This is a genomic window from Nocardioides sp., assembly GCF_024509035.1.
Taxonomy (GTDB): Bacteria; Actinomycetota; Actinomycetes; order Propionibacteriales; family Nocardioidaceae; genus Nocardioides.
The window spans coordinates 1-18,705 of the sequence record NZ_JANINT010000192.1; the positions used below are offsets into that span (position 1 = coordinate 1).

The following is an 18,705-nucleotide window of genomic DNA, read 5'->3' on the forward strand; positions in this document are numbered from 1 at the left end:
GGTCCCGATCGGGCCCGACCTGTTGTTCGAGGCCGAGGACGTGCGCGGGCTGGTGGTCCACGTCGAGGTCTGCGAGGACATGTGGGTGCCGGTCCCGCCGAGCGCCGAGGCGGCGCTGGCCGGCGCGACCGTGCTCGCCAACATCTCGGGCAGCCCGATCACGATCGGCCGGGCGAGCGACCGGCAGCTGATGGCACGCAGTGCCGCGAGCCGCTGCCTCGCGGCGTACCTCTACGCCGCCGGCGGCCAGGGCGAGTCCACGACGGACCTGTCGTGGGACGGGCAGACGATGGTCTACGAGAACGGCGAGCTGCTGGCCGAGACCGAACGATTCCCCGACGGGCCGCGGGCCTCGGTGGCCGACGTCGACCTCGACCGGCTGCGCATGGAGCGGATCCGGATGGGGACCTTCGACGACAACCGCCGCGCGCTCGCACCGGACTTCCGCACGGTCACGTTCGAGCTGGCCCCGCCGACGAGCGACATCGGGCTGCGCCGCAAGGTGGATCGGTTCCCGTTCGTCCCCGACGACGCCGAGCGGCTCGCCCAGGACTGCTACGAGGCGTACAACATCCAGGTCTCCGGGCTCGAGCAGCGGCTCTCGGCCATCGGGGGCGGCGACTTCCAGCCGAAGGTGATCATCGGCATCAGCGGCGGCCTCGACTCCACGCACGCGCTGATCGTCGCCGCCAAGGCGATGGACCGGCTCGGCCGGCCGCGCACGGACATCCACGGGTTCACGCTGCCTGGCTTCGCGACCGGCGAGCGCACCAAGGGCTACGCGTGGCGGCTCGCGGACTCCCTCGGCATCACCATGGAGGAGATCGACATCACCGGCGCGGCCCGGGAGATGCTCACCGACCTCGGCCACCCCTACGCGACGGGGGAGGAGGTCTACGACATCACCTTCGAGAACGTCCAGGCCGGCCTGCGCACCGACTACCTCTTCCGGCTCGCCAACCACCGCGGCGGCATCGTGCTCGGCACCGGCGACCTCTCCGTACGGCGTGGGCGACCAGATGTCGCACTACAACGTCAACGCCGGCGTACCGAAGACGCTCATCCAGCACCTCATCCGCTGGGTGGTCGCCAGCGGCCAGTTCGACGAGTCGACCAACGACGTGCTCATCGAGATCGTCGGGCAGGAGATCACCCCCGAGCTGATCCCGACCCGCGAGGACCAGCTGCCCCAGTCGACCGAGGAGTCGGTGGGCCCGTACTCGCTGCAGGACTTCTCCATCTTCCAGACGCTGCGCTACGGGTTCGTGCCGAGCAAGATCGCGTTCCTGGCCTGGCACGCCTGGCACGACGCCGACGCGGGGGAGTGGCCGCCGAACTATCCCGACGACCGCCGCGTGGAGTTCGACCTGCCGACGATCCGGCGCTGGCTGGAGGTGTTCGTCCGGAGGTTCTTCGCCAACCAGTTCAAGCGCTCGGCGCTGCCCAACGGCCCCAAGGTCAGCCACGGCGGCACGATGTCGCCGCGCGGTGACTGGCGGATGCCGTCCGACGCCAGCGCCGCCGCCTGGCTGGCCGAGCTCGAGGCGAACGTCCCCACCTCCTGAGAGGGCGCGAGCGGGGGGAGAACCCCCGGTGGACCGGGGATTCCTACGCCGGACCAGACCGCGAGAATTCGGGCGCCCCGGCGTGCAACCGAACGGCCCCGCCGGGCGTCTCTCCAGCGACACCACCCCCGCCCGAGGAGAACCACCATGAACAGCATCAGCCTGGTCCGCCGCGGAGCCGCGGCCGCCGCCGTCACGGCCTGCGTGGCCACGGGCCTGGCCACCGCGGTGAGCACCGGTCCGGCGCACGCCGAGGAGCGTGACGCCGCGCGCGCCGTACCGAAGACGACGATCACCTTCGAGGTGCCCGACTGCGAGGGCTGCGAGGTCGCCATCATGCAGGGGCGCTGGGACCCGGACGCCAAGATCGGGATGCGGGTGTGGGACGGCGGGCAGAAGACCGTCGAGGACGGCGTCGTCACGTTCCGCATCCCGACCAAGCGCACCGAGGGTCTCTCGATGACCGTCCGGGCGCCCTGGGAGGGCCACACCGGCTACATGACCACGGTCGCGTTCCGCTACGCCGGCGAGAAGGTCGGCGACGAGATCGGCTTCCGCCAGGCCCGTGAGAAGACCAAGGCGACGGCGTGCTGGGCCGGCACCGACGCGGATGCCGTCACCGTCCCGTTGACCGTCCGCAAGGTCTGGGTCGAGGGCGTGCGCCACCGCGTCCGCGGCTCGATCGCGTTCGCGAACGTCACCCAGGACTGGATGCAGCCGATGCGCGCGGTCTGGGACGGCATCCTGGGCTCCCAGGAGGTCAACATCTGCGGGGAGCAGCCGAAGGGCTGAGCCACACCGATGCCGAGCCGGCGCAGTCTGAGCCTGAGACTGCGCCGACTCGGCGGTGCTCGGGGCGTCTGGGGTCGGGTGGAGGACGGTCGCGCCGATAGGGTGCGGGCATGAGCGAGCGGAGCGAGCGAACGATCCAACGCAGCCAAAGCCGGGCCCCATGGGCGCGCGGAACGAAGTGAGCACGGCCATGGGTAAGCAGGAAGAGTTCGTCCTCCGCGCGCTGGAGGAGCGGGACGTCCGATTCGTCCGGCTGTGGTTCACCGACGTCCTCGGCTTCTTGAAGTCCGTCGCGGTCGCTCCGGCCGAGCTGGACGGGGCGTTCTCGGAGGGCATCGGCTTCGACGGCTCGGCCATCGAGGGCTTCGCACGGGTCTACGAGGCCGACATGCTCGCGATGCCCGACCCCTCGACGTTCCAGATCCTGCCCTGGCGCGGCGAGGGCCCCTCGACCGCTCGGATGTTCTGCGACATCGTCATGCCCGACGGCTCCCCGTCGTACGCCGACCCGCGCCACGTGCTCAAGCGCACCCTGAGCAAGGCGGCCGACCAGGGACTGACGTTCTACACCCACCCCGAGATCGAGTTCTACCTCTTCAAGGACACCCCGGTGGCGGGCGCGGAGCCCGAGCCGGTCGACCGCAGCGGGTACTTCGACCACACCGCGACGTCGATGGGCGCCGACTTCCGCCGCGAGGCGATCAGCATGCTCGAGGCGATGGGCATCTCGGTGGAGTTCAGCCACCACGAGGGCGGCCCGGGTCAGCAGGAGATCGACCTGCGGTACGCCGACGCGCTGACCACGGCCGACAACATCATGACGTTCCGCACGGTGATCCGTGAGGTCGCACTCGGCCAGGGTGTGTGGGCGTCGTTCATGCCCAAGCCGTTCACCACCCATCCGGGCTCGGGCATGCACACCCACGTGTCCCTCTTCGAGGGCGACCGCAACGCGTTCTTCGAGGCGGGTGCGGAGTACCAGCTCTCGACGACCGGCCGGCAGTTCATCGCCGGCGTGCTGCGCCACGCCAACGAGATCAGCGTCGTCACCAACCAGTGGGTCAACAGCTACAAGCGGCTGATGTTCGGCGGCGAGGCGCCCTCCTACATCTGCTGGGGGCACAACAACCGCTCGGCGATGATCCGGGTGCCGATGTACAAGCCCAACAAGGGCCAGTCCACCCGCATCGAGCTGCGCACGATCGACGCCGCCTGCAACCCCTACCTGGCGTTCGCGGTCGTGCTCGCAGCCGGCATGAAGGGCATCTCCGAGGGCTACGAGCTGCCGCGCGAGGCCGAGGACGACGTCTGGGCGCTCACCGAGCGCGAGCGCAAGAGCCTCGGCATCGAGCCGCTGCCCAAGAGCCTCTCCGAGGCGATCGCGGTGGCCGAGCACTCCGAGCTGCTCGCCGAGACGCTCGGCGAGCACGTCTTCGACTTCTTCCTGCGCAACAAGCGCGCGGAGTGGGAGGAGTACCGCGGCCAGGTCTCGGCGTTCGAGCGGGACCGCATGCTCCCGGTGATCTGATGCCACGGCCGACGGTCCTCGTGGTCGAGCACGACGCCGAGTGCCCGCCGGCCCTGGTCGGCACCTGGCTGGCCGAGGAGGGCTGCGGCCTCGACGTCTGCCGCCCCTACGCCGGCGACCGGCTGCCCGAGCTGGCGGCGTACGACGCCCTCCTGGTGCTCGGCGGCCCGATGGGGGCGAACGACGACGCGGTGCACGCGTGGCTGCCGCCGGTCAAGGAGCTGGTCCGCCAGGCCCGCGACGCCGAGCTGCTCACGCTCGGCATCTGCCTCGGCCACCAGCTGATCGCCGCAGCCCTGGGCGGGACGGTCGGGCGCAACCCCCGCGGCCAGCAGGTCGGCCTGCTCGAGGTGGGCTGGACCGAGGCGGCCACCGACGACCCGCTGCTCGGGCCGTTGGCGACCTCGCGGCGCGGGGTGCAGTGGAACGACGACGTCGTCACCGAGCTGCCTCCCGGGGCCGTCCTGCTGGCCGCGACCGAGCACGGTGAGGTGCAGGCCGCGCGCTACGGCGCGCGGGTGTGGGGCGTGCAGCTGCACCCGGAGGTGGACGTCGCGGTGCTGCAGCCCTGGGCGGAGTCCGACCGCGGGTCGCACGAGACCCGCGGCCTCGACACCGACGCGATGCTGCGCGAGATCGACGAGGCGCGAGCCGAGCTCGACGAGGCCTGGCGGCCCCTGGCGCGCCGCTTCACCGCGCTGATGTCCGGGGCGGAGCCGGTGGTGCGATGAGCCGGTCGGCGACCAGCACGGGCAACCTGCTGCGCCTGGGCTTTCGCGAGCCGGAGGCCGCGCTGGCCGCGCTCGAGCGACTGGGGGAGGCCTCGGGACCACTGCTCGCCCTGCTGGGCCGGACCGCCGACCCCGACGAGGCGGCCGGCGGCCTGCACCGCCTGGTCGACGCGGTCGCCGATCCGACCGAGATGCTCGAGGCGCTGGTCGACGACGAGGGCACGGCGATGCGGCTGCTCAGCGTGCTCGGCGCGAGCGAGGCGCTGACCGACCACCTCGTGCGCCACCCCGAGCACTGGCGCGAGCTGGCCGACCCCGTCCTCGGATCGACCCGCCCCACCGCCTGGTCGCTGCGTGCGTCGCTGCTCGCGGCGGTGGGTGCGGACCCCGCCGACGACCACCCCGTCGCCTCGCTCGCCGACGACGTCGCGGTCGACGCCCTGCGCGTGGAGTACCGGCGCCTCCTGCTGCGGCTGGCCGCGCGCGACCTGTCCCACCACCTCGGGGTCGACGACGTCGCCGCCGAGCTCTCCGACCTGGCCGCCGGCACGCTCGACGCCGCCCTGGCCGTCGCTCGGCAGCGGGTCGGCGAGGACGCCGCGCTGGCGCGGCTCGGCGTGGTCGCCATGGGCAAGTGCGGCGGCCACGAGCTCAACTACGTCTCCGACGTCGACGTGATCTTCGTCTGGGCACCGGCCGACGGCGTCCCCGACAGCGCCGTCGACAACGCCGCGCTCCGGGCGGCCACCCAGCTGGCGAGCAATCTCATGCAGGTCTGCTCCGACCACACCGGCGAGGGCACGATCTGGCCGGTCGACGCGGCCCTGCGGCCCGAGGGCAAGGCCGGGCCTCTGGTGCGCACCCTCGCCAGTCACCAGGGCTACTACGAGCGCTGGGCGAGCACCTGGGAGTACCAGGCGCTGCTCAAGGCCCGCGCGGTCGCCGGCGACCTCGACCTCGGCCGCGAGTTCGTCGAGATGACCCGGCCGATGGTCTGGAGCGCCGCGGAGCGCGACGGCTTCGTGGAGGACACCCAGGCGATGCGCCGCCGGGTCCTCGACCACATCCCCGCCCGTGAGGCCGAGCGCCAGCTCAAGCTCGGCTCCGGCGGGCTGCGCGACGTGGAGTTCGCCGTGCAGCTCATGCAGCTCGTCCACGGTCGGGCGGACGAGGCCCTGCGCGCCGGCGCCACGCTGAGCGCCCTCGCCGAGCTCACCCGCGGCGGCTACGTCGGGCGGGACGACGGCGTGTCCCTGCACGAGGCCTACGCGTTCCTGCGGACCCTCGAGCACCGCATCCAGCTGCACCGGCTGCGGCGCACCCACGTGGTGCCCGAGGACGAGGCGTCGCTGCGGCGTCTGGGCCGGAGCATGGGCTACCTCAAGGACCCGGTCGGCATCCTCGACAAGACCTGGCAGCACCACCGTCGCGAGGTCCGCCGTCTCCACGAGAAGCTCTTCTACCGGCCGCTGCTCACCGCCGTCGCCAAGATCCCCGGCGACGAGGCCCGGCTCTCGCCCGAGGCCGCCACCAAGCGGCTGGCCGCGCTGGGCTTCATCGACCCCCAAGCGGCGCTGCGCCACCTCGAGGCGCTCACCTCGGGCGTGACCCGGGCCGCCCAGATCCAGCGCACGCTCCTGCCGGTCATGCTCGGCTGGTTCGCCGACGCCCCCGACCCCGACGCCGGGCTGTTCGGGTTCCGTCGCATCAGCGAGTCGTTGGGATCCACACCCTGGTACCTCTCGACGCTGCGCGACGAGGGCGAGGTCGCCGAGCGCCTCGCCCGGATCCTGGCCACCTCCCGTTATGCCACCGGGCTGCTCGAGCGCGAGCCCCAAGGCGTCCGGATGCTCGGGGGCGACCTGACCCCGCTCTCCTCGGAAACCCTCACCGAGGAGATGCTCGCCCTGGCCGGCCGGCACGAGGAGCCCGAGTCGGCGGTGCTGGTGATCCGTGGCGTGCGACGCCGCGAGCTGCTGCGCATCGCCGCCGGCGACGTCCTCGGCCTCACCGACGTCGCCGTCGTCGGCGCGGGGCTGTCCCGGCTCACCGACGCCACCCTCGAGGCGACGCTCGACGTCGCGGGCCGCGCGGTCCGCCGCCAGCGCGGCCTCGACCGGGCGCCGACCCGGATGGCGATCGTCGCGATGGGCAGGTACGGCGGCTTCGAGCTGTCCTACGGCAGCGACGCCGACGTGCTGTTCGTGCACCACCCCGAGCCGGGCACCGACCCGCAGGTGGCGTCGTCGTACGCCCAGGCGGTCGCGAACGAGCTGCGGCGGCTGCTCGCGCTGCCCGGGCCCGACCCGGCGCTCGAGGTCGACGCGGACCTGCGTCCCGAGGGCAAGCAGGGCCCGCTGGTGCGCACGCTCGACTCCTACGCCGCCTACTACGCGCGCTGGTCGAAGGTCTGGGAGGCGCAGGCGCTCCTGCGTGCCGACGCCGTGGTCGGGGATCTCGAGGTGCGGCGCCGGTTCGAGGAGCTCATCGATCCCCTGCGCTACCCGGCCGACGGGCTGAGCGAGGACGACGTCGTCGAGGTCCGGCGGATCAAGGCCCGGGTCGACGAGGAGCGGCTGCCGCGCGGCGCCGACCCGCACACCCACCTCAAGCTCGGCCGCGGCGGGCTCGCCGACATCGAGTGGACCGTCCAGCTGCTGCAGATGCGCTACGCCGGCTCCGTCCCCGCGCTGCGCACCTCACGCACACTCGAGGCGCTCGCGGCGGCGCACGAGGCGGGCCTGGTCAGCGAGGACGACGCCGCGGTGCTGCAGCAGACCTGGCGCCGGGTCAGCAGGGTCCGCAACGCGGTGACCCTGGTGCGCGGTCGGCCGGCTGAGGAGCTGCCCCGCGACATCCGCGAGCGGGCGGCGGTCGCCGCGGTGCTCGGCTATCCCGCCGGGTCCTCCGACGCCATGGTCAACGACCAGCTGCGCTACACCCGCCTGGCGCGTGCGGTCGTCGACCGGATCTTCTGGGAGTAGCCGCCGGTGGGTGCTGGGACCTGCACTCGTGCCGACCCGGCGGTCGGGACGACGTGGCTAGGCTCCCCGCATGACGAGCGACGACACCCGGGCCAAGGCCAGCACCCTCCTCCGCCTGCACCAGGCACCCGAGCTGCTGACGGTGGTGAACGTGTGGGACGTCATCTCGGCCCAGGTCGTCGCCGACGTGCCGGGCACCCGTGCGCTGGCCACCGCCAGCCACTCGATCGCGGCGTCCTACGGCTATCCCGACGGCGAGCAGATCCCGGTCGACCTGATGCTCGAGGCCGCCGGTCGCATCGCGGCCTCCACCGACCTGCCCGTGACCGCCGACCTCGAGGGCGGGTACGGCGACCCCGCCGAGACGGTGCGCCGCGCGATCGGGCTCGGCATCGTCGGCGCCAACATCGAGGACCAGATGCGGCCGGTGGCGGAGGCGGCGGCCAACGTCGAGAAGATCATGCGGGTCGCCGAGCAGGAGGGCGTCGACTTCGTGCTCAACGCCCGCACGGACGCGTTCGTCAAGGGCAAGGACCGCGACCAGGGCGACGTGCTCGCGGACGCGGTGGAGCGGGGCCGGGCCTACCTCGACGCCGGCGCGCCCGTGGTGTTCGTCCCCGCCCGGCTCGACGAGCAGCAGGTGCGCACCCTCGTCGACGCCTACGGACCCCAGCGGCTCACGATGATCGCCATCCCCGGCGTACCGTCCCTGGCCCGGCTCGAGGAGCTCGGTGTCGCGCGGGTCTCCTACGGCCCGATGTCGCAGAACGTGGCGCTCACCGCCCTCCAGGAGCTGGTCGAGGAGGTGCATCGCGGCGGGGGAGTCCCCTCGACGATGCGGATGCTCAACTGATCCTCGTCAGCGGTCCTCGATCGAGCCTGAGCCCCCGGCCGGGCCCGGTCTCAGGATCCTTGCTGGTTCCTTGAGGCAACCTCGCAGGTTGCCTGGCGGTCGCTTGAACCTCGCGGAGCAGAGTCCTGGTCATCACCTCACCGACCAGCAGCGAGATCCGCAGAGCTGGTCTCCAGCAAAGGAATCAGCCATGCGCCTCGGCACCCGCAAGACCACCGGCAAGATCTTCGCCTCCGTCGTCCTCGTCGGCGCGGCCGCCTCGGTGGCCGGGCTCGGCACCTACGGCTCCTTCACCTCCTCCACCGCCGCCAACGAGAACGTCGGCAGCGGCAAGGTCGTGCTGACCTCGGCCAACGGCGTGCAGGGCCTCTCCGTCGACGCGGCCAACCTGGTGCCGGGCGACACCGTCCAGCGTTCGATCGTGCTCACCCGCGGGAGCGACTCCGAGCGGTTCGGCTCGGTCAAGCTCACCACCACCGGGACCAGCGCCAACCTGCTGACCTCCGACGCCACCAACGGCCTCCAGCTGGCCATCGACCAGTGCTCGGTGCCGTGGACCAAGGTCGGCTCCACCGCTGCGCTCGACTGCGTCGGCGGCACCGTCACCCCCGTGCTCGCCCAGCGCGCCGTCATCGGCACCGACCTCGACCTGGCCGCGGCGACCGCCACCCTCAACGGCGCCTCCGCCGCCTCCAACCTGCGGGCGACCGTGACGCTGCCGGCCGCCGCGGACAACGCGTTCCAGGGCCTGTCGACGACCGTGAACTTCGCCTTCCTCGCCACCCAGCGCGCCGCTGAGGCTCGCTGACCCGGTCACCGGTGCGGCCGTTCGCGGAGCGGGCGGCCGCACCGGTTCGCCACTCCGCCAGCGCGAGCACCAGCCCCCTGGGCCACCACCACCAGCACGAGGAGAGCACGATGAGCAGCACCGAGGTCGGCCGCCACCGGGCGCCGGTCGTGCACGACGCTCCGACGCGGCGCCGCGGGCGGACCCGTCGCGTGGTCACGGTGCTCACCGACCTGGTGCTGGTGGCCTGCCTGCTGACGTTCGCGTTCCTCGCCGTCGGGCCGCACGTGCTCGGCTACCGCACCTCGACGATGCTCACCGGCAGCATGGAGCCGGGCATCTCGCCCGGGGACGTCGTGGTGACCACGGCCAAGCCGACCTCCGAGGTCGAGGTGGGCGACGTCGTGACGTACCACATCCCCGTCGAGGACCACCGCGTCGAGACCCACCGGGTCGTGGAGGTGCTCCACCACCGCGACGGCTCGGTCGCGATCCGCACCCAGGGCGACAACAACGACGACGTCGACCCGTGGACGGCGACGCTCCAGGGGGACGAGGTGTGGGAGATGAGGGCGGTCGTGCCGAAACTCGGCTCCGCCATCCGTGTCCTCCGCTCTCCGGCGGTCCAGCACGGTATCTTCTGGGTGGCATTCGGGGGGATGCTGCTGCTCGGGCTCAGCACGATCTGGAGCAAGGACCAGGACGACCAGGTCCCGGCCGAGCAGGAGGGGGATCCGTCCGCATGAGCGACCTCATCGACACACCACCCGCGGTCTTCGACCCGGGTGCTCTCGTCAGCCTGACCGGCCACGCCGACGACGAGGAGTTCGCGCTCGTCCTGGCCGGACGCTACCTGCGGCTGCTCCCGGAGCGGGTACGCCGGGTGCACGCCGCCCTGCACGCCGACGACCCCGACGAGGCCATGGACGCCGTGCTCAGCCTCAAGGTCTCCTCCAACACGGTCGGTGCCCACGAGATCGCCACCATCGGGGCCGCGATCGAACGGCACCTGCGGCGCGTCGACCTGCCCGGTGCGCACCGGGCCGCCGGCGACCTCCCCCCGGCCGCCGAGCGGCTCGCCCGCGAGATCTCGGCGTACCTCGCCGTCTGAGTCGAGGCTGAGCCGGAGGCTGGACCTCAGGCAGGCAGCTCCATGCGGTAGCCCACGCCGCGCACGGTCCGGATGAAGCGGGTCGAGCCGTCGGTGCCGTCGGCGAGCTTGCGGCGCAGGTTGCCGACGTGGACCTCGACCAGGTGGGTGTCCGACGCCCAGTCGGTGCCCCAGACGGTGCGCAGCAGCGCCTCACGCGACCAGACCCGCGACGGGGTGCGCATGAGCTCGGTCAGCAGGTCGAACTCGGTGCGGGTCAGCACCAGCTCGTCGGCGCCGCGGAACGCGCGGCGGCTCTCGACGTCGACCCGGAGCGCCCCGTGCACGAGCACCTCGTGGGGGTCCTCGGCGGGGTGCTCGGCCACGTGCACGCCGCCCACGGTCCGCGGGCGCCGGAACATCGCGTTGACGCGGGCCTTCAGCTCGCGGGCGCTGAACGGCTTGGCGATGAAGTCGTCGGCGCCGGTCTCGAGGCCGAGCAGCCGGTCGATCTCGTCGTCGCGGGCGGTGATCATCACGACGTACGCGTCGCTGATCTCACGGATCCGCCGGCAGGCCTCGATGCCGTCGATGCCGGGGAGGCCCAGGTCGAGCGTCACCAGGTCGGGCTGTCGCTCGCGGACGACGTCGACGCCCTCGAGCCCCGAGGCGACCGCGACGACCTCGAAGCCCTGGGTCTCCAGCGTGAACTCGATGAGAGCGCGGATGTCCTCGTCGTCCTCGACCACCAGCGCGAGTCGCCCACCCGAGACGGGCCCCACGTCGGTCTCCATGAGGCGATGATGTCATTTCTTGAGGGAGTCTTGAGACGGGACCGCAGGCCTCTTGAAGCCGCCGCGGCATCGTGGGCGGTGCACCATCCCTCACGCTCGGAGAACCCCGATGACCACGCTCGACCAGGCCCGCCGCGCCGTGGTGCTGGTGCTCGTGGTGCTGAGCCTGCTGCTGGTGCCGTCGGTGGCGACCGCGAGGTTCACGGCGGCCCGCACGCCGCAGCTCGTGGTCGGCACCGCCCGCATGGACACCCCGGCCGCCGTCACGGGGACCTATCGGTGCGCGCTGCCGTTCTTCACCGAGTCCGTGTCGGTGTCCGTCGGTGGCTTCGACGACGCGGGGCCGGCCGGCGCGACCTACGTCTACACCCTGAGCGGGCGGAACACGACGCGCTCGACGACCAGCTCCGGCCACGCAGCCTCGCTGTCCTCCGCCACCGTGGCGAACGACCTGAGCGCGACGACGTGGACGCTCACCATCCAGTCGCGCCTCGGCTCGTGGACCGGCCGCCCCTGGACGACGACGATCACCTGCCCCGGGCTCGGGTCGGACAGCGGCGCGCTCTGACCGCCGCCGTCACGGTCAGCTGAGCCTCGGTCTCAGCCCGGCGGCCACCAGGTCGGTGAGCCGGCGGCGGGCGATGCTCTCGCAGGTCTCCAGGAGCATCTCCACCGGCACGCGGTCGCGCACCACGGTGAGGTAGGCACGGCACACGGTCGCCGTCACGCGTCCGGGCGCGACGGCGCCGCCGTACTCGACCACCAGGCGGGCCGCGAGGTCGTGCACCGCCTGACGCCCGGGGGACCGAAGCCGGTGCACGTCGGCCTCGGCCCCCCGGGAGGCCCGACGCTCGCCGGTGTCCTCACGAAGCGTGTTCGTGACTCCCTGCATGCTGGCCTCCAGCGATGGGGTCGGCGGGTCGTGCGTCGGTGCTCCGAGGTTCGCCCGGGCGCCGAGGCCGAAACAGGGACCAAGGACCCTGGTCGACCCACGGCGGCGGCCCGGGTCGAAGGTCCCGGCTCGGGAGCCGCCAGACACTGGTCGTCCGGCGCTCGCGGGCGGCACGCTGTGGCTGGAGGCGCCGATCGGCGAGGTGACGGCGAGATGATCAGGATCTACCTGCTCGACGACCATGACATCGTGCGCCGCGGACTGCGGTGGCTGCTCGAGAGTGAGCCGGACCTCGAGGTGGTGGGCGCGTCCGGATCTGCCGTCGAGGCGGCGGCACGCATCCCCGCGCTCCGCCCGGACGTGGCCATCCTCGACGCGCAGCTGCCCGACGGCTCCGGGATCGAGGTCTGCCGGCAGGTCCGCTCCGTGGACCCCTCGATCAAGGGGCTGATCCTCACCGCCCACGCCGACGACGAGGCGATGCTCGCGGCGATCATGGCGGGTGCGTCCGGGTACGTCCTGAAGACCGCGAGCTGCGACGGTCTGGCCGAGGCCGTCCGCGAGGTCGCCGCCGGCGGGTCGCTCATCGACCCGACCCTGGTCGCCCGGCTCGCGGATCGGGTGCGGTCGCCCGACCCTGCCGACGACCGGCTGGCCCTGCTCTCGCCCCAGGAGATGGCGGTGCTGCGCAACATCGCCGAGGGGCTGTCCAACCGGCAGATCGCCGAGCGGATGTTCCTCACCGAGAAGACGGTGAAGAACTACGTCTCCAACGTGTTCGCCAAGCTCGGTGTCGAGCGGCGCACCCAGGCCGCCCTCCTGGCCAGTCGGCTGCTCGGGGCGGAACGACGACAGCCCGAGGATCCGGGGTGACGGTCGTGCCCGCCACCACCCCGCTCGTGAGTCCCCACCTCACCCCCGGGCTGAGGTGGAGGTCGATCGCGGCCTGGATGGTGGTGATCTTCCTGCTCTGCGCCGGCGCGATCCGAGCGGCACCGGCCTCGACGCAGATCGCGCTGTGGTGGCCGGCCGCCGGGGTGTCGGTGGCGCTGCTCGTGCTCACCCGACCGCTGCGGTGGCAGCTGCTGGCGCCGGCCCTCGTGATCGTGACCGCGCTCGGCAATCTCGCCGGCGGACGCCCGCCGCTGGTCTCCGTGCTCTTCGGGACGGCCAACGCCGCCGAGGCGGTGGTGATCGCGGCGGTGCTGACCGGAGGCGGACGGGGCGCGGCGCGGCTGGAGACCCTGGGGGACGTACGACGGCTCGTCATCGCGACCGCCACCGGCGCCGGCATCCTCGGCCTGCTCGGCGGCGCGGTCGTCAGGTTCGTCTCGGACGGGTCCTACTGGGCGACGTTCCGGTCGGCGGGCGCCTCCCACGCCGCCTCGGACCTGGTGATCGTTCCCCTGATCATGCTGGCGACGAGTCGCGGGCGCGACGAGCCCCCCGGGCATGTCTGGCGGGCGCCGGGCACGGGAGCACCGGAGGCGGCGGCGCAGCTGATCGCGACCGCGCTCGTGCTCGTCGTCGTCTTCCTGCCCGAGCCGAGCTGGCCCACCTCGTCGTTGACCTATGCCGTCTTCGTCTGGGCCGGGCTGCGGCTCACCGCCCTCGGCGCGCTGACGGAGGTCCTGGCGGCGGCCGTCTTCGGGGCAACCTGCTCGGTGTACGGACGGGGCCCGTTCGGCGACATCGTCGACTCCTCCACGGGAGCGGCGGTCGGTGCCATGCTCGAGGCGTACATCGCGACTTTGGCCCTCGTCACGCTGACGCTGGCGATCTCGGCCCGGCAGCGCCGCGGCGCCCTCACAGCGGCGACGCAGGAGCGCGACCTCATCACCTCGCTGGTGGACACCACCCGCGCGCTCCTGCTGGTGCTGGATGCCGACCTGCGGGTGGTGAACATCAACGGCGCGGCCCGGCGGGCGAGTGGCCGCGAGGTCCACGAGGTGCTGGGTCGACCCCCATGGGAGACCGTGCTGCGCCCCGAGGACGAAGGTCGGGTCCGGGAGCTGGTGGCTCCGGGCGTCCATGGCGAGGTGGAGCTGCCGTGGTCGACGGGCCCGTCGAGCCGCCGCACGGTGGCATGGACGGCGGCTCGGCTGAGCGGCGACGACCGGGCGATCCTGATGACCGGGATCGACGTCACCGGTCACCGTGACTCCGAGCGACTCCTGCGCACCGTGCTGGACGCCAACTCCAGCACGGCGATCCTCGGGCTCTCGCGCGACGGCCGCATCGTCTTCGCCAACCGCGGCGCCCAACGCATGCTCGACCGCTCGGACGCGGAGCTGACCGACGGGCTGCGACTCATCGACCTCCACGACCCGAAGCAGCTGCGAGCACGGGCGGGCGAGCTCGGGACGGGCGACAGGTTCGCGGCACTCGTGGCGAGCGTCGACAACACCGCCGTCCCGGGACCGCAGGAGTGGACCTGGCTGCACCGTGACGGCACCGCGGTCTCGGTGCTGCTCACGCTGAGCCGGACGACCGAGGACGGCAGCGGGGTGACCTACGTCTGCTTCGCGGAGGACGCCGGCGAGCGGCGGCGCACCGAGCAGGCGTTGGCGGACGCACTCGTCCACGAGCGAGCAGCCGTCGAGCATCTCCACGAGGTCGACCGGCTGAAGTCGACGTTCGTGGCGTCGGTCAGCCACGAGCTGCGTACGCCGCTGACGAGCATGCTCGGGTTCATCCACCTGCTGGGCTCGCCGCGCGGCGACCCGCTGACACCGCATCAGCGTCACCTCCTGTCCCGGGTCGACCGCAACGGCCGGCGGCTGCTGACGATGGTCGAGGACCTCCTGGTGCTGAGCCGGATCGAGGCCGGACCGATGCTCGTCGAGGGCGCCCCCGTCGATCTCCGCGACGCCGTCGCCGGCGCTCTGCAGCTCGCCGAGGAGACGATGGAGGACCGGGACCTCCGCCTGGTGGTCCGCGACGAGGGACCGTGCGTCACCTGGGGCGAGGCCACCCAGCTGGAGCGGGTGCTGGTCAACCTGGTCTCCAACGCGGTGAAGTTCACCCCCGACGGCGGCGAGATCCGGGTGGAGTGCGCCGTCGAGGACGGCTCCTGCGTGCTCCGCGTCTCCGACACCGGGGTCGGGATCCCGCCGACCGCGGTCGAGCACGTCTTCGACGCGTTCTACCGTGCGCCCGACGCCTCGGCGGCGCTCGTGCCGGGCACAGGACTGGGCCTCGCGATCGTGGCCCGGGTGGTCGAGGCCCACCGAGGCACGGTCACGTGTCGGTCCTCAGTCGGTCTCGGCACGACGTTCGAGATCCGGTTGCCCCTCGCCGACGACGGTGCTGGCGACCAGTGAGAGCAGCCGGTCGGGGCGGAACGGCTTGACCACGTAGGCGTGCGCACCGGCCGCCAGACCGGCGGCGACGTCGTCCTCGTGCGCACGGGCGCTGACGAGGAGGACCGGCACCTCCCGGGTGCGCGGGTCCTCGCCGAGGGCGCGCGTGAGCTCGAGGCCGTCCATGCCGCCGGGCAGGCTCACGTCGACCAGCGCCACGTCCGGAGGGCGGGTCCGACAGGCGGCGAGGGCCTCCGCGCCGGTCCGCACCAGCTCCACGTCGTGGCCCTCGTCCTCCAGCAGGAGGCTGAGCGCCTCGCCGACGTCCGGGTCGTCCTCCACCACCAGGAGACGCGCGCGAGCCGGCGCCGTCATCGGAGGTCCTCGGTCCGTACCTGCTCGTCGAGCTCGGTCGCGAGCTCGAGCGCCCGGTCGACCATGCTCTCCAGTCGCGTCAGCAGCTCCGACGGGGTGGCCGGGGCGGCCGGCCCGGGATCGGACGCGGGTCGGGCGTCGCCGTCGGGATCGGCGGACCGGGGACAGATGCGACGGGCCATGTAGACGTGGATCTGGACCGCGGCGAGCACGTTGACGAGCTCGTGGATGGTCGTGGCTGGATCAGGGTGCTCGGCGACCGGCTGCGAGTGTTCCTCGGACATGGATGCTCCCTCGGCGCTACGTCCCGAGCCGCCGTTCCAGGCTACGCGCCGGGGTCGGGGCCGCTCGGGGGTTCGGGAATGGCGTAGGCCACGTTGCTTAGCCTCACCATCCCTGTGCGGACCGGACCCCAAAGGGCCCGAGTCTTGTGACCTGCGTCCCTGGCCGCTGGCGCGAGATCACCAGGAGACTGGCAGCGAGGCCCGTGGGCCCCAGGGAGACGCGATGGACACCCGGATCCTGACCACGGATGGACTGCAGGCGCTGGTCGACGCGCTGCACGCGCGCGGCTTCGAGGTCATGGGGCCCGTGGTCCGAGACGGCGCGATCGCGTTCGGTCGGGTGCGCGCGCTCACCGACCTGCCGGCGGGATGGGGAGACGAGCAGGAGCCCGGTCGCTACCGGCTGCACCGCCGCGACGACCCGCTGCTGTTCGCGTTCGCCGCGGGCGTCCAGTCGGCCAAGCCGCTGTTCTTCCCCGCCCAGGAGGTGCTGTGGCGGGTGCGCGCCGGTGACGGGGAAGCGAGCCCGACGGTGGAGCTGACGCCGGTGGCGGTCACCGCAGGCGAGGCGCCGGTCGCCGTCCTGGGCGTCCGCTCCTGCGACCTGGCCGCGATCGGCATCCAGGACACCGTGCTCCTCCGGAGGACGTACGGCGACGCCGCCTACGCGCTGCGCCGGGAGGGGACGTTCGTGGTGGCGGTGACCTGCAGCCACCCCGCCGACACCTGCTTCTGCGTGTCGATGGGGACCGGCCCGCGCCCCGGTGCCGGCCCGGGCCCGGCCGCGCCGTACGACCTCGCGATGACCGAGGTGTCCGACGAGCTCGGGCACCGGTTCGTGGTCGAGGTGGGCAGCGACCGCGGCGCCGACCTGCTCGCGGAGCTGGTGGCCCGGGGTGTCGACGCGGCCGAGGCCCGGCCCGCCGACCGGGTGGCCGCCGACCGGGTCGTGGCGGAGGCGACCGCCCGCATGGGGCGCCGGCTCGACACGGACGGATTGAAGGAGCTGCTCTACGCGGCCGCCGAGAGCCCCGTCTGGGACGAGGTCGCCAGCCGGTGCCTGGCCTGCGGCAACTGCACGCAGGTCTGCCCGACCTGCTTCTGCACCGACGTCCGCGACGTCACCGACCTGACCGGTGGGCTCGTCGAGCGGGAGCGGGTCTGGGACTCCTGCTTCGACGCCGAGTACTCCTACATCCACGGCGGCTCCGTGCGGGCGTCCACCCGGTCCCGCTACCGCCAGTGGCTGACCCACAAGCTCGCGGCGTGGGAGGACCAGTTCGGGATGTCCGGGTGCGTCGGCTGCGGCCGGTGCATCACGTGGTGCCCCGCCGCCATCGACCTCACCGCGGAGGTCGCGGCGCTGCGCGACGAGGGAGGGAGGGCGTGAGCGATGGTGAGGATGACGATCGAGCAGTACCTGCCGCACCACCCGTTCCTGGCCGGGCTCGACGAGGACGCACTCGCGCTGCTGGCCCGGTGCGCCACGCTCGTGCACTTCGCGCCGGGGGAGTACCTGTTCCGCGAGGGTGAGCCCGCGGACGCGTTCTACGTCCTGCGAACCGGCCGGGTGGCCCTCGAGACCCGGCTCGGCACCGGCTCCCAGGTGCTCGACACCGCCGACGCCGACGACCCTGGCGATGGGGTGGTCGGCTGGTCGTGGCTGGTGCCGCCGTACCGCTGGACCTTCGACGCGCGTGCGGTGAGCGAGACCAGCGCAGTCTCGTTCGACGGGGTCTGCCTCCGGGCACGCTGCGAGGAGGACCCGGTGCTGGGCTACGCGCTGATGCGGCGCGTGGTCGGGGTCATGTCCACCCGGCTCCACTCGGCACGTGTGCGGCTGCTCGACCTCTACGGCGGTCGGCCGTGAGCGCCCTGGGTGCCCTGAGCGCCGCAGCACCCGAGGCGCCCCCGATGGTGCCCCGCCGCTTCCGGGTCGCCAGCACCCGGCGCGACAACCACGACACGCTCACCGTCCAGCTCGAGCCCTGCGAGGGCGGGCCGCTGGCCTTCGCGGCCGGACAGTTCACGATGCTCCAGGTGTTCGGCGTCGGCGAGGTCCCGATCTCGATCAGCGGCGACCCGCGCGGGAGCGGCCCGCTCCAGCACACGATCCGCGACGTCGGGTCGGTCTCGCACGCGCTGGCCTTCGCGGCGCCCGGCCAGGTCCTCGGGGTCCGCGGGCCGTACGGCACCGGGTGGGAGGTGGCCGACGGCAAGGGCGGCGACGTCGTGCTCGTGGCCGGCGGCATCGGCCTCGCCCCCCTGCGCCCGGCGCTGCTGGAGATCTGCGCGGAGCGCGACGACTACGAGCGGGTCTCGCTGCTGTACGGCGCGCGCACGCCCTCCGACGTCCTGTTCGCCGATGACCTGCGGTCCTGGGCCGAGGACCACCGGATCACCGTCGAGGTGATCGTCGACCGCGGTGAGGCGGGGTGGACGGGCCGGATCGGGCTCGTCACCCAGCTGATCGGCAAGGTCGCGTTCGGCGCCGACCAGCGGCTGGCGCTGGTCTGCGGACCCGAGGTGATGATGCGCCACTCGGCCGTCGCGCTCGTCGCCCGCGGCGTGGAGCCGCAGCGGGTCCGGCTCTCGATGGAGCGCAACATGAAGTGCGGCGTCGGCCTGTGCGGCCACTGCCAGCTGCGCGAGCTCTTCCTCTGCCTCGACGGCCCGGTCCTCCCGTTCGACCGGCTGGAGCCCCTGATGAGCAGAGCGGAGCTGTGAC

General features: G+C 72.8%; 18 protein-coding genes and 1 pseudogene. 15 read left to right on the forward strand and 4 right to left on the reverse strand.

What is annotated here, in order from left to right:
• The 9 genes and pseudogenes from Q0L15_RS14265 to Q0L15_RS14305 form a co-directional block, all read left to right on the forward strand.
• Positions 1 to 1,565 (forward strand): annotated as a pseudogene (locus Q0L15_RS14265) (NAD(+) synthase); the annotation flags it as partial.
• A gap of 147 nt (positions 1,566 to 1,712) precedes the next feature.
• Positions 1,713 to 2,357 (forward strand): hypothetical protein, encoded by a 645-nt coding sequence (locus Q0L15_RS14270; RefSeq protein ID WP_296605116.1) that lies wholly within the window; start codon positions 1,713 to 1,715, stop codon positions 2,355 to 2,357.
• A gap of 190 nt (positions 2,358 to 2,547) precedes the next feature.
• Positions 2,548 to 3,885, forward strand: a complete 1,338-nt coding sequence (locus Q0L15_RS14275; RefSeq protein WP_296605117.1) for a glutamine synthetase family protein — start codon at positions 2,548 to 2,550, stop codon at positions 3,883 to 3,885.
• Positions 3,885 to 4,616, forward strand: coding sequence for a type 1 glutamine amidotransferase (locus Q0L15_RS14280; RefSeq protein WP_296605118.1), 732 nt, complete (start codon positions 3,885 to 3,887; stop codon positions 4,614 to 4,616). Before Q0L15_RS14275 ends, Q0L15_RS14280 begins: the two co-directional genes overlap by 1 nt.
• On the forward strand, positions 4,613 to 7,600 hold the full coding sequence (locus Q0L15_RS14285) for a bifunctional [glutamine synthetase] adenylyltransferase/[glutamine synthetase]-adenylyl-L-tyrosine phosphorylase (RefSeq protein WP_296605119.1): 2,988 nt from the start codon (positions 4,613 to 4,615) through the stop codon (positions 7,598 to 7,600). The genes Q0L15_RS14280 and Q0L15_RS14285 overlap by 4 nt, the downstream gene beginning before the upstream one ends.
• 70 nt (positions 7,601 to 7,670) lie before the next feature.
• Positions 7,671 to 8,453: an isocitrate lyase/phosphoenolpyruvate mutase family protein gene (locus Q0L15_RS14290; RefSeq protein ID WP_296605120.1), complete on the forward strand. Its 783-nt coding sequence runs from the start codon at positions 7,671 to 7,673 to the stop codon at positions 8,451 to 8,453.
• A 190-nt stretch (positions 8,454 to 8,643) separates the two neighbouring features.
• A complete protein-coding gene (locus tag Q0L15_RS14295) occupies positions 8,644 to 9,261 on the forward strand; it encodes a hypothetical protein (protein ID WP_296605121.1) in 618 nt (205 codons plus the stop codon).
• A gap of 110 nt (positions 9,262 to 9,371) precedes the next feature.
• The gene (locus tag Q0L15_RS14300; RefSeq protein ID WP_296605122.1) at positions 9,372 to 9,986 is read left to right on the forward strand and encodes a signal peptidase I; all 615 of its coding nucleotides are present in this window, start codon (positions 9,372 to 9,374) and stop codon (positions 9,984 to 9,986) included.
• Entirely contained in the window at positions 9,983 to 10,351 is a 369-nt protein-coding gene (locus tag Q0L15_RS14305; protein ID WP_296605123.1) for an Hpt domain-containing protein, read from the forward strand. The genes Q0L15_RS14300 and Q0L15_RS14305 overlap by 4 nt, the downstream gene beginning before the upstream one ends.
• A 26-nt stretch (positions 10,352 to 10,377) precedes the next feature.
• Here Q0L15_RS14305 and Q0L15_RS14310 read toward each other — a convergent pair whose 3' ends face one another.
• Entirely contained in the window at positions 10,378 to 11,124 is a 747-nt protein-coding gene (locus tag Q0L15_RS14310; protein ID WP_296605124.1) for a response regulator transcription factor, read from the reverse strand.
• Between the two features lie 109 nt (positions 11,125 to 11,233).
• Between Q0L15_RS14310 and Q0L15_RS14315 the strand changes: the two genes are divergently transcribed.
• Positions 11,234 to 11,692: a hypothetical protein gene (locus tag Q0L15_RS14315; protein ID WP_296605125.1), complete on the forward strand. Its 459-nt coding sequence runs from the start codon at positions 11,234 to 11,236 to the stop codon at positions 11,690 to 11,692.
• Positions 11,693 to 11,707: 15 nt separating this feature from the next.
• Here the strand turns inward: Q0L15_RS14315 and Q0L15_RS14320 are convergent, their stop codons facing one another.
• Complete coding sequence (locus tag Q0L15_RS14320; RefSeq protein WP_296605126.1) at positions 11,708 to 12,016, reverse strand: hypothetical protein; 309 nt, start codon at positions 12,014 to 12,016, stop codon at positions 11,708 to 11,710.
• A 213-nt stretch (positions 12,017 to 12,229) separates the two neighbouring features.
• Between Q0L15_RS14320 and Q0L15_RS14325 the strand changes: the two genes are divergently transcribed.
• Positions 12,230 to 12,889, forward strand: coding sequence for a response regulator transcription factor (locus tag Q0L15_RS14325; RefSeq protein ID WP_296605127.1), 660 nt, complete (start codon positions 12,230 to 12,232; stop codon positions 12,887 to 12,889).
• Positions 12,886 to 15,339, forward strand: a complete 2,454-nt coding sequence (locus Q0L15_RS14330; protein ID WP_296605128.1) for an ATP-binding protein — start codon at positions 12,886 to 12,888, stop codon at positions 15,337 to 15,339. Before Q0L15_RS14325 ends, Q0L15_RS14330 begins: the two co-directional genes overlap by 4 nt.
• On the opposite strand, the gene Q0L15_RS14335 is transcribed toward Q0L15_RS14330, so the two are convergent.
• On the reverse strand, positions 15,271 to 15,693 hold the full coding sequence (locus Q0L15_RS14335) for a response regulator (protein ID WP_296605129.1): 423 nt from the start codon (positions 15,691 to 15,693) through the stop codon (positions 15,271 to 15,273). The genes Q0L15_RS14330 and Q0L15_RS14335 overlap by 69 nt on opposite strands.
• On the reverse strand, positions 15,690 to 15,977 hold the full coding sequence (locus Q0L15_RS14340; RefSeq protein WP_296605130.1) for a hypothetical protein: 288 nt from the start codon (positions 15,975 to 15,977) through the stop codon (positions 15,690 to 15,692). Before Q0L15_RS14340 ends, Q0L15_RS14335 begins: the two co-directional genes overlap by 4 nt.
• 223 nt (positions 15,978 to 16,200) lie before the next feature.
• On the opposite strand from Q0L15_RS14340, the gene Q0L15_RS14345 reads away from it, so the two are divergent.
• From Q0L15_RS14345 to Q0L15_RS14355, 3 genes are read left to right on the forward strand one after another with little or no spacing between them, the layout of a single operon-like run.
• Positions 16,201 to 17,367: a 4Fe-4S dicluster domain-containing protein gene (locus Q0L15_RS14345; RefSeq protein ID WP_296605131.1), complete on the forward strand. Its 1,167-nt coding sequence runs from the start codon at positions 16,201 to 16,203 to the stop codon at positions 17,365 to 17,367.
• Between the two features lie 12 nt (positions 17,368 to 17,379).
• Complete coding sequence (locus Q0L15_RS14350; RefSeq protein WP_296605132.1) at positions 17,380 to 17,847, forward strand: cyclic nucleotide-binding domain-containing protein; 468 nt, start codon at positions 17,380 to 17,382, stop codon at positions 17,845 to 17,847.
• Entirely contained in the window at positions 17,844 to 18,704 is an 861-nt protein-coding gene (locus Q0L15_RS14355) for an FAD/NAD(P)-binding protein (RefSeq protein WP_296605133.1), read from the forward strand. Before Q0L15_RS14350 ends, Q0L15_RS14355 begins: the two co-directional genes overlap by 4 nt.
• The last annotated feature ends 1 nt before the right edge of the window (position 18,705 follow it).

Coding starts and splice junctions, on each gene's coding strand:
- Q0L15_RS14275 (WP_296605117.1), top strand. CDS start 2,548: ATGGGTAAGCAGGAAGAGTTCGTCCTCCGCGCGCTGGAGGAGCGGGAC.
- Q0L15_RS14280 (WP_296605118.1), top strand. CDS start 3,885: ATGCCACGGCCGACGGTCCTCGTGGTCGAGCACGACGCCGAGTGCCCG.
- Q0L15_RS14345 (WP_296605131.1), top strand. CDS start 16,201: ATGGACACCCGGATCCTGACCACGGATGGACTGCAGGCGCTGGTCGAC.
- Q0L15_RS14305 (WP_296605123.1), top strand. CDS start 9,983: ATGAGCGACCTCATCGACACACCACCCGCGGTCTTCGACCCGGGTGCT.
- Q0L15_RS14290 (WP_296605120.1), top strand. CDS start 7,671: ATGACGAGCGACGACACCCGGGCCAAGGCCAGCACCCTCCTCCGCCTG.
- Q0L15_RS14285 (WP_296605119.1), top strand. CDS start 4,613: ATGAGCCGGTCGGCGACCAGCACGGGCAACCTGCTGCGCCTGGGCTTT.
- Q0L15_RS14350 (WP_296605132.1), top strand. CDS start 17,380: ATGACGATCGAGCAGTACCTGCCGCACCACCCGTTCCTGGCCGGGCTC.
- Q0L15_RS14320 (WP_296605126.1), bottom strand. CDS start 12,016: ATGCAGGGAGTCACGAACACGCTTCGTGAGGACACCGGCGAGCGTCGG.
- Q0L15_RS14340 (WP_296605130.1), bottom strand. CDS start 15,977: ATGTCCGAGGAACACTCGCAGCCGGTCGCCGAGCACCCTGATCCAGCC.
- Q0L15_RS14325 (WP_296605127.1), top strand. CDS start 12,230: ATGATCAGGATCTACCTGCTCGACGACCATGACATCGTGCGCCGCGGA.
- Q0L15_RS14300 (WP_296605122.1), top strand. CDS start 9,372: ATGAGCAGCACCGAGGTCGGCCGCCACCGGGCGCCGGTCGTGCACGAC.
- Q0L15_RS14335 (WP_296605129.1), bottom strand. CDS start 15,693: ATGACGGCGCCGGCTCGCGCGCGTCTCCTGGTGGTGGAGGACGACCCG.
- Q0L15_RS14315 (WP_296605125.1), top strand. CDS start 11,234: ATGACCACGCTCGACCAGGCCCGCCGCGCCGTGGTGCTGGTGCTCGTG.
- Q0L15_RS14270 (WP_296605116.1), top strand. CDS start 1,713: ATGAACAGCATCAGCCTGGTCCGCCGCGGAGCCGCGGCCGCCGCCGTC.
- Q0L15_RS14310 (WP_296605124.1), bottom strand. CDS start 11,124: ATGGAGACCGACGTGGGGCCCGTCTCGGGTGGGCGACTCGCGCTGGTG.
- Q0L15_RS14295 (WP_296605121.1), top strand. CDS start 8,644: ATGCGCCTCGGCACCCGCAAGACCACCGGCAAGATCTTCGCCTCCGTC.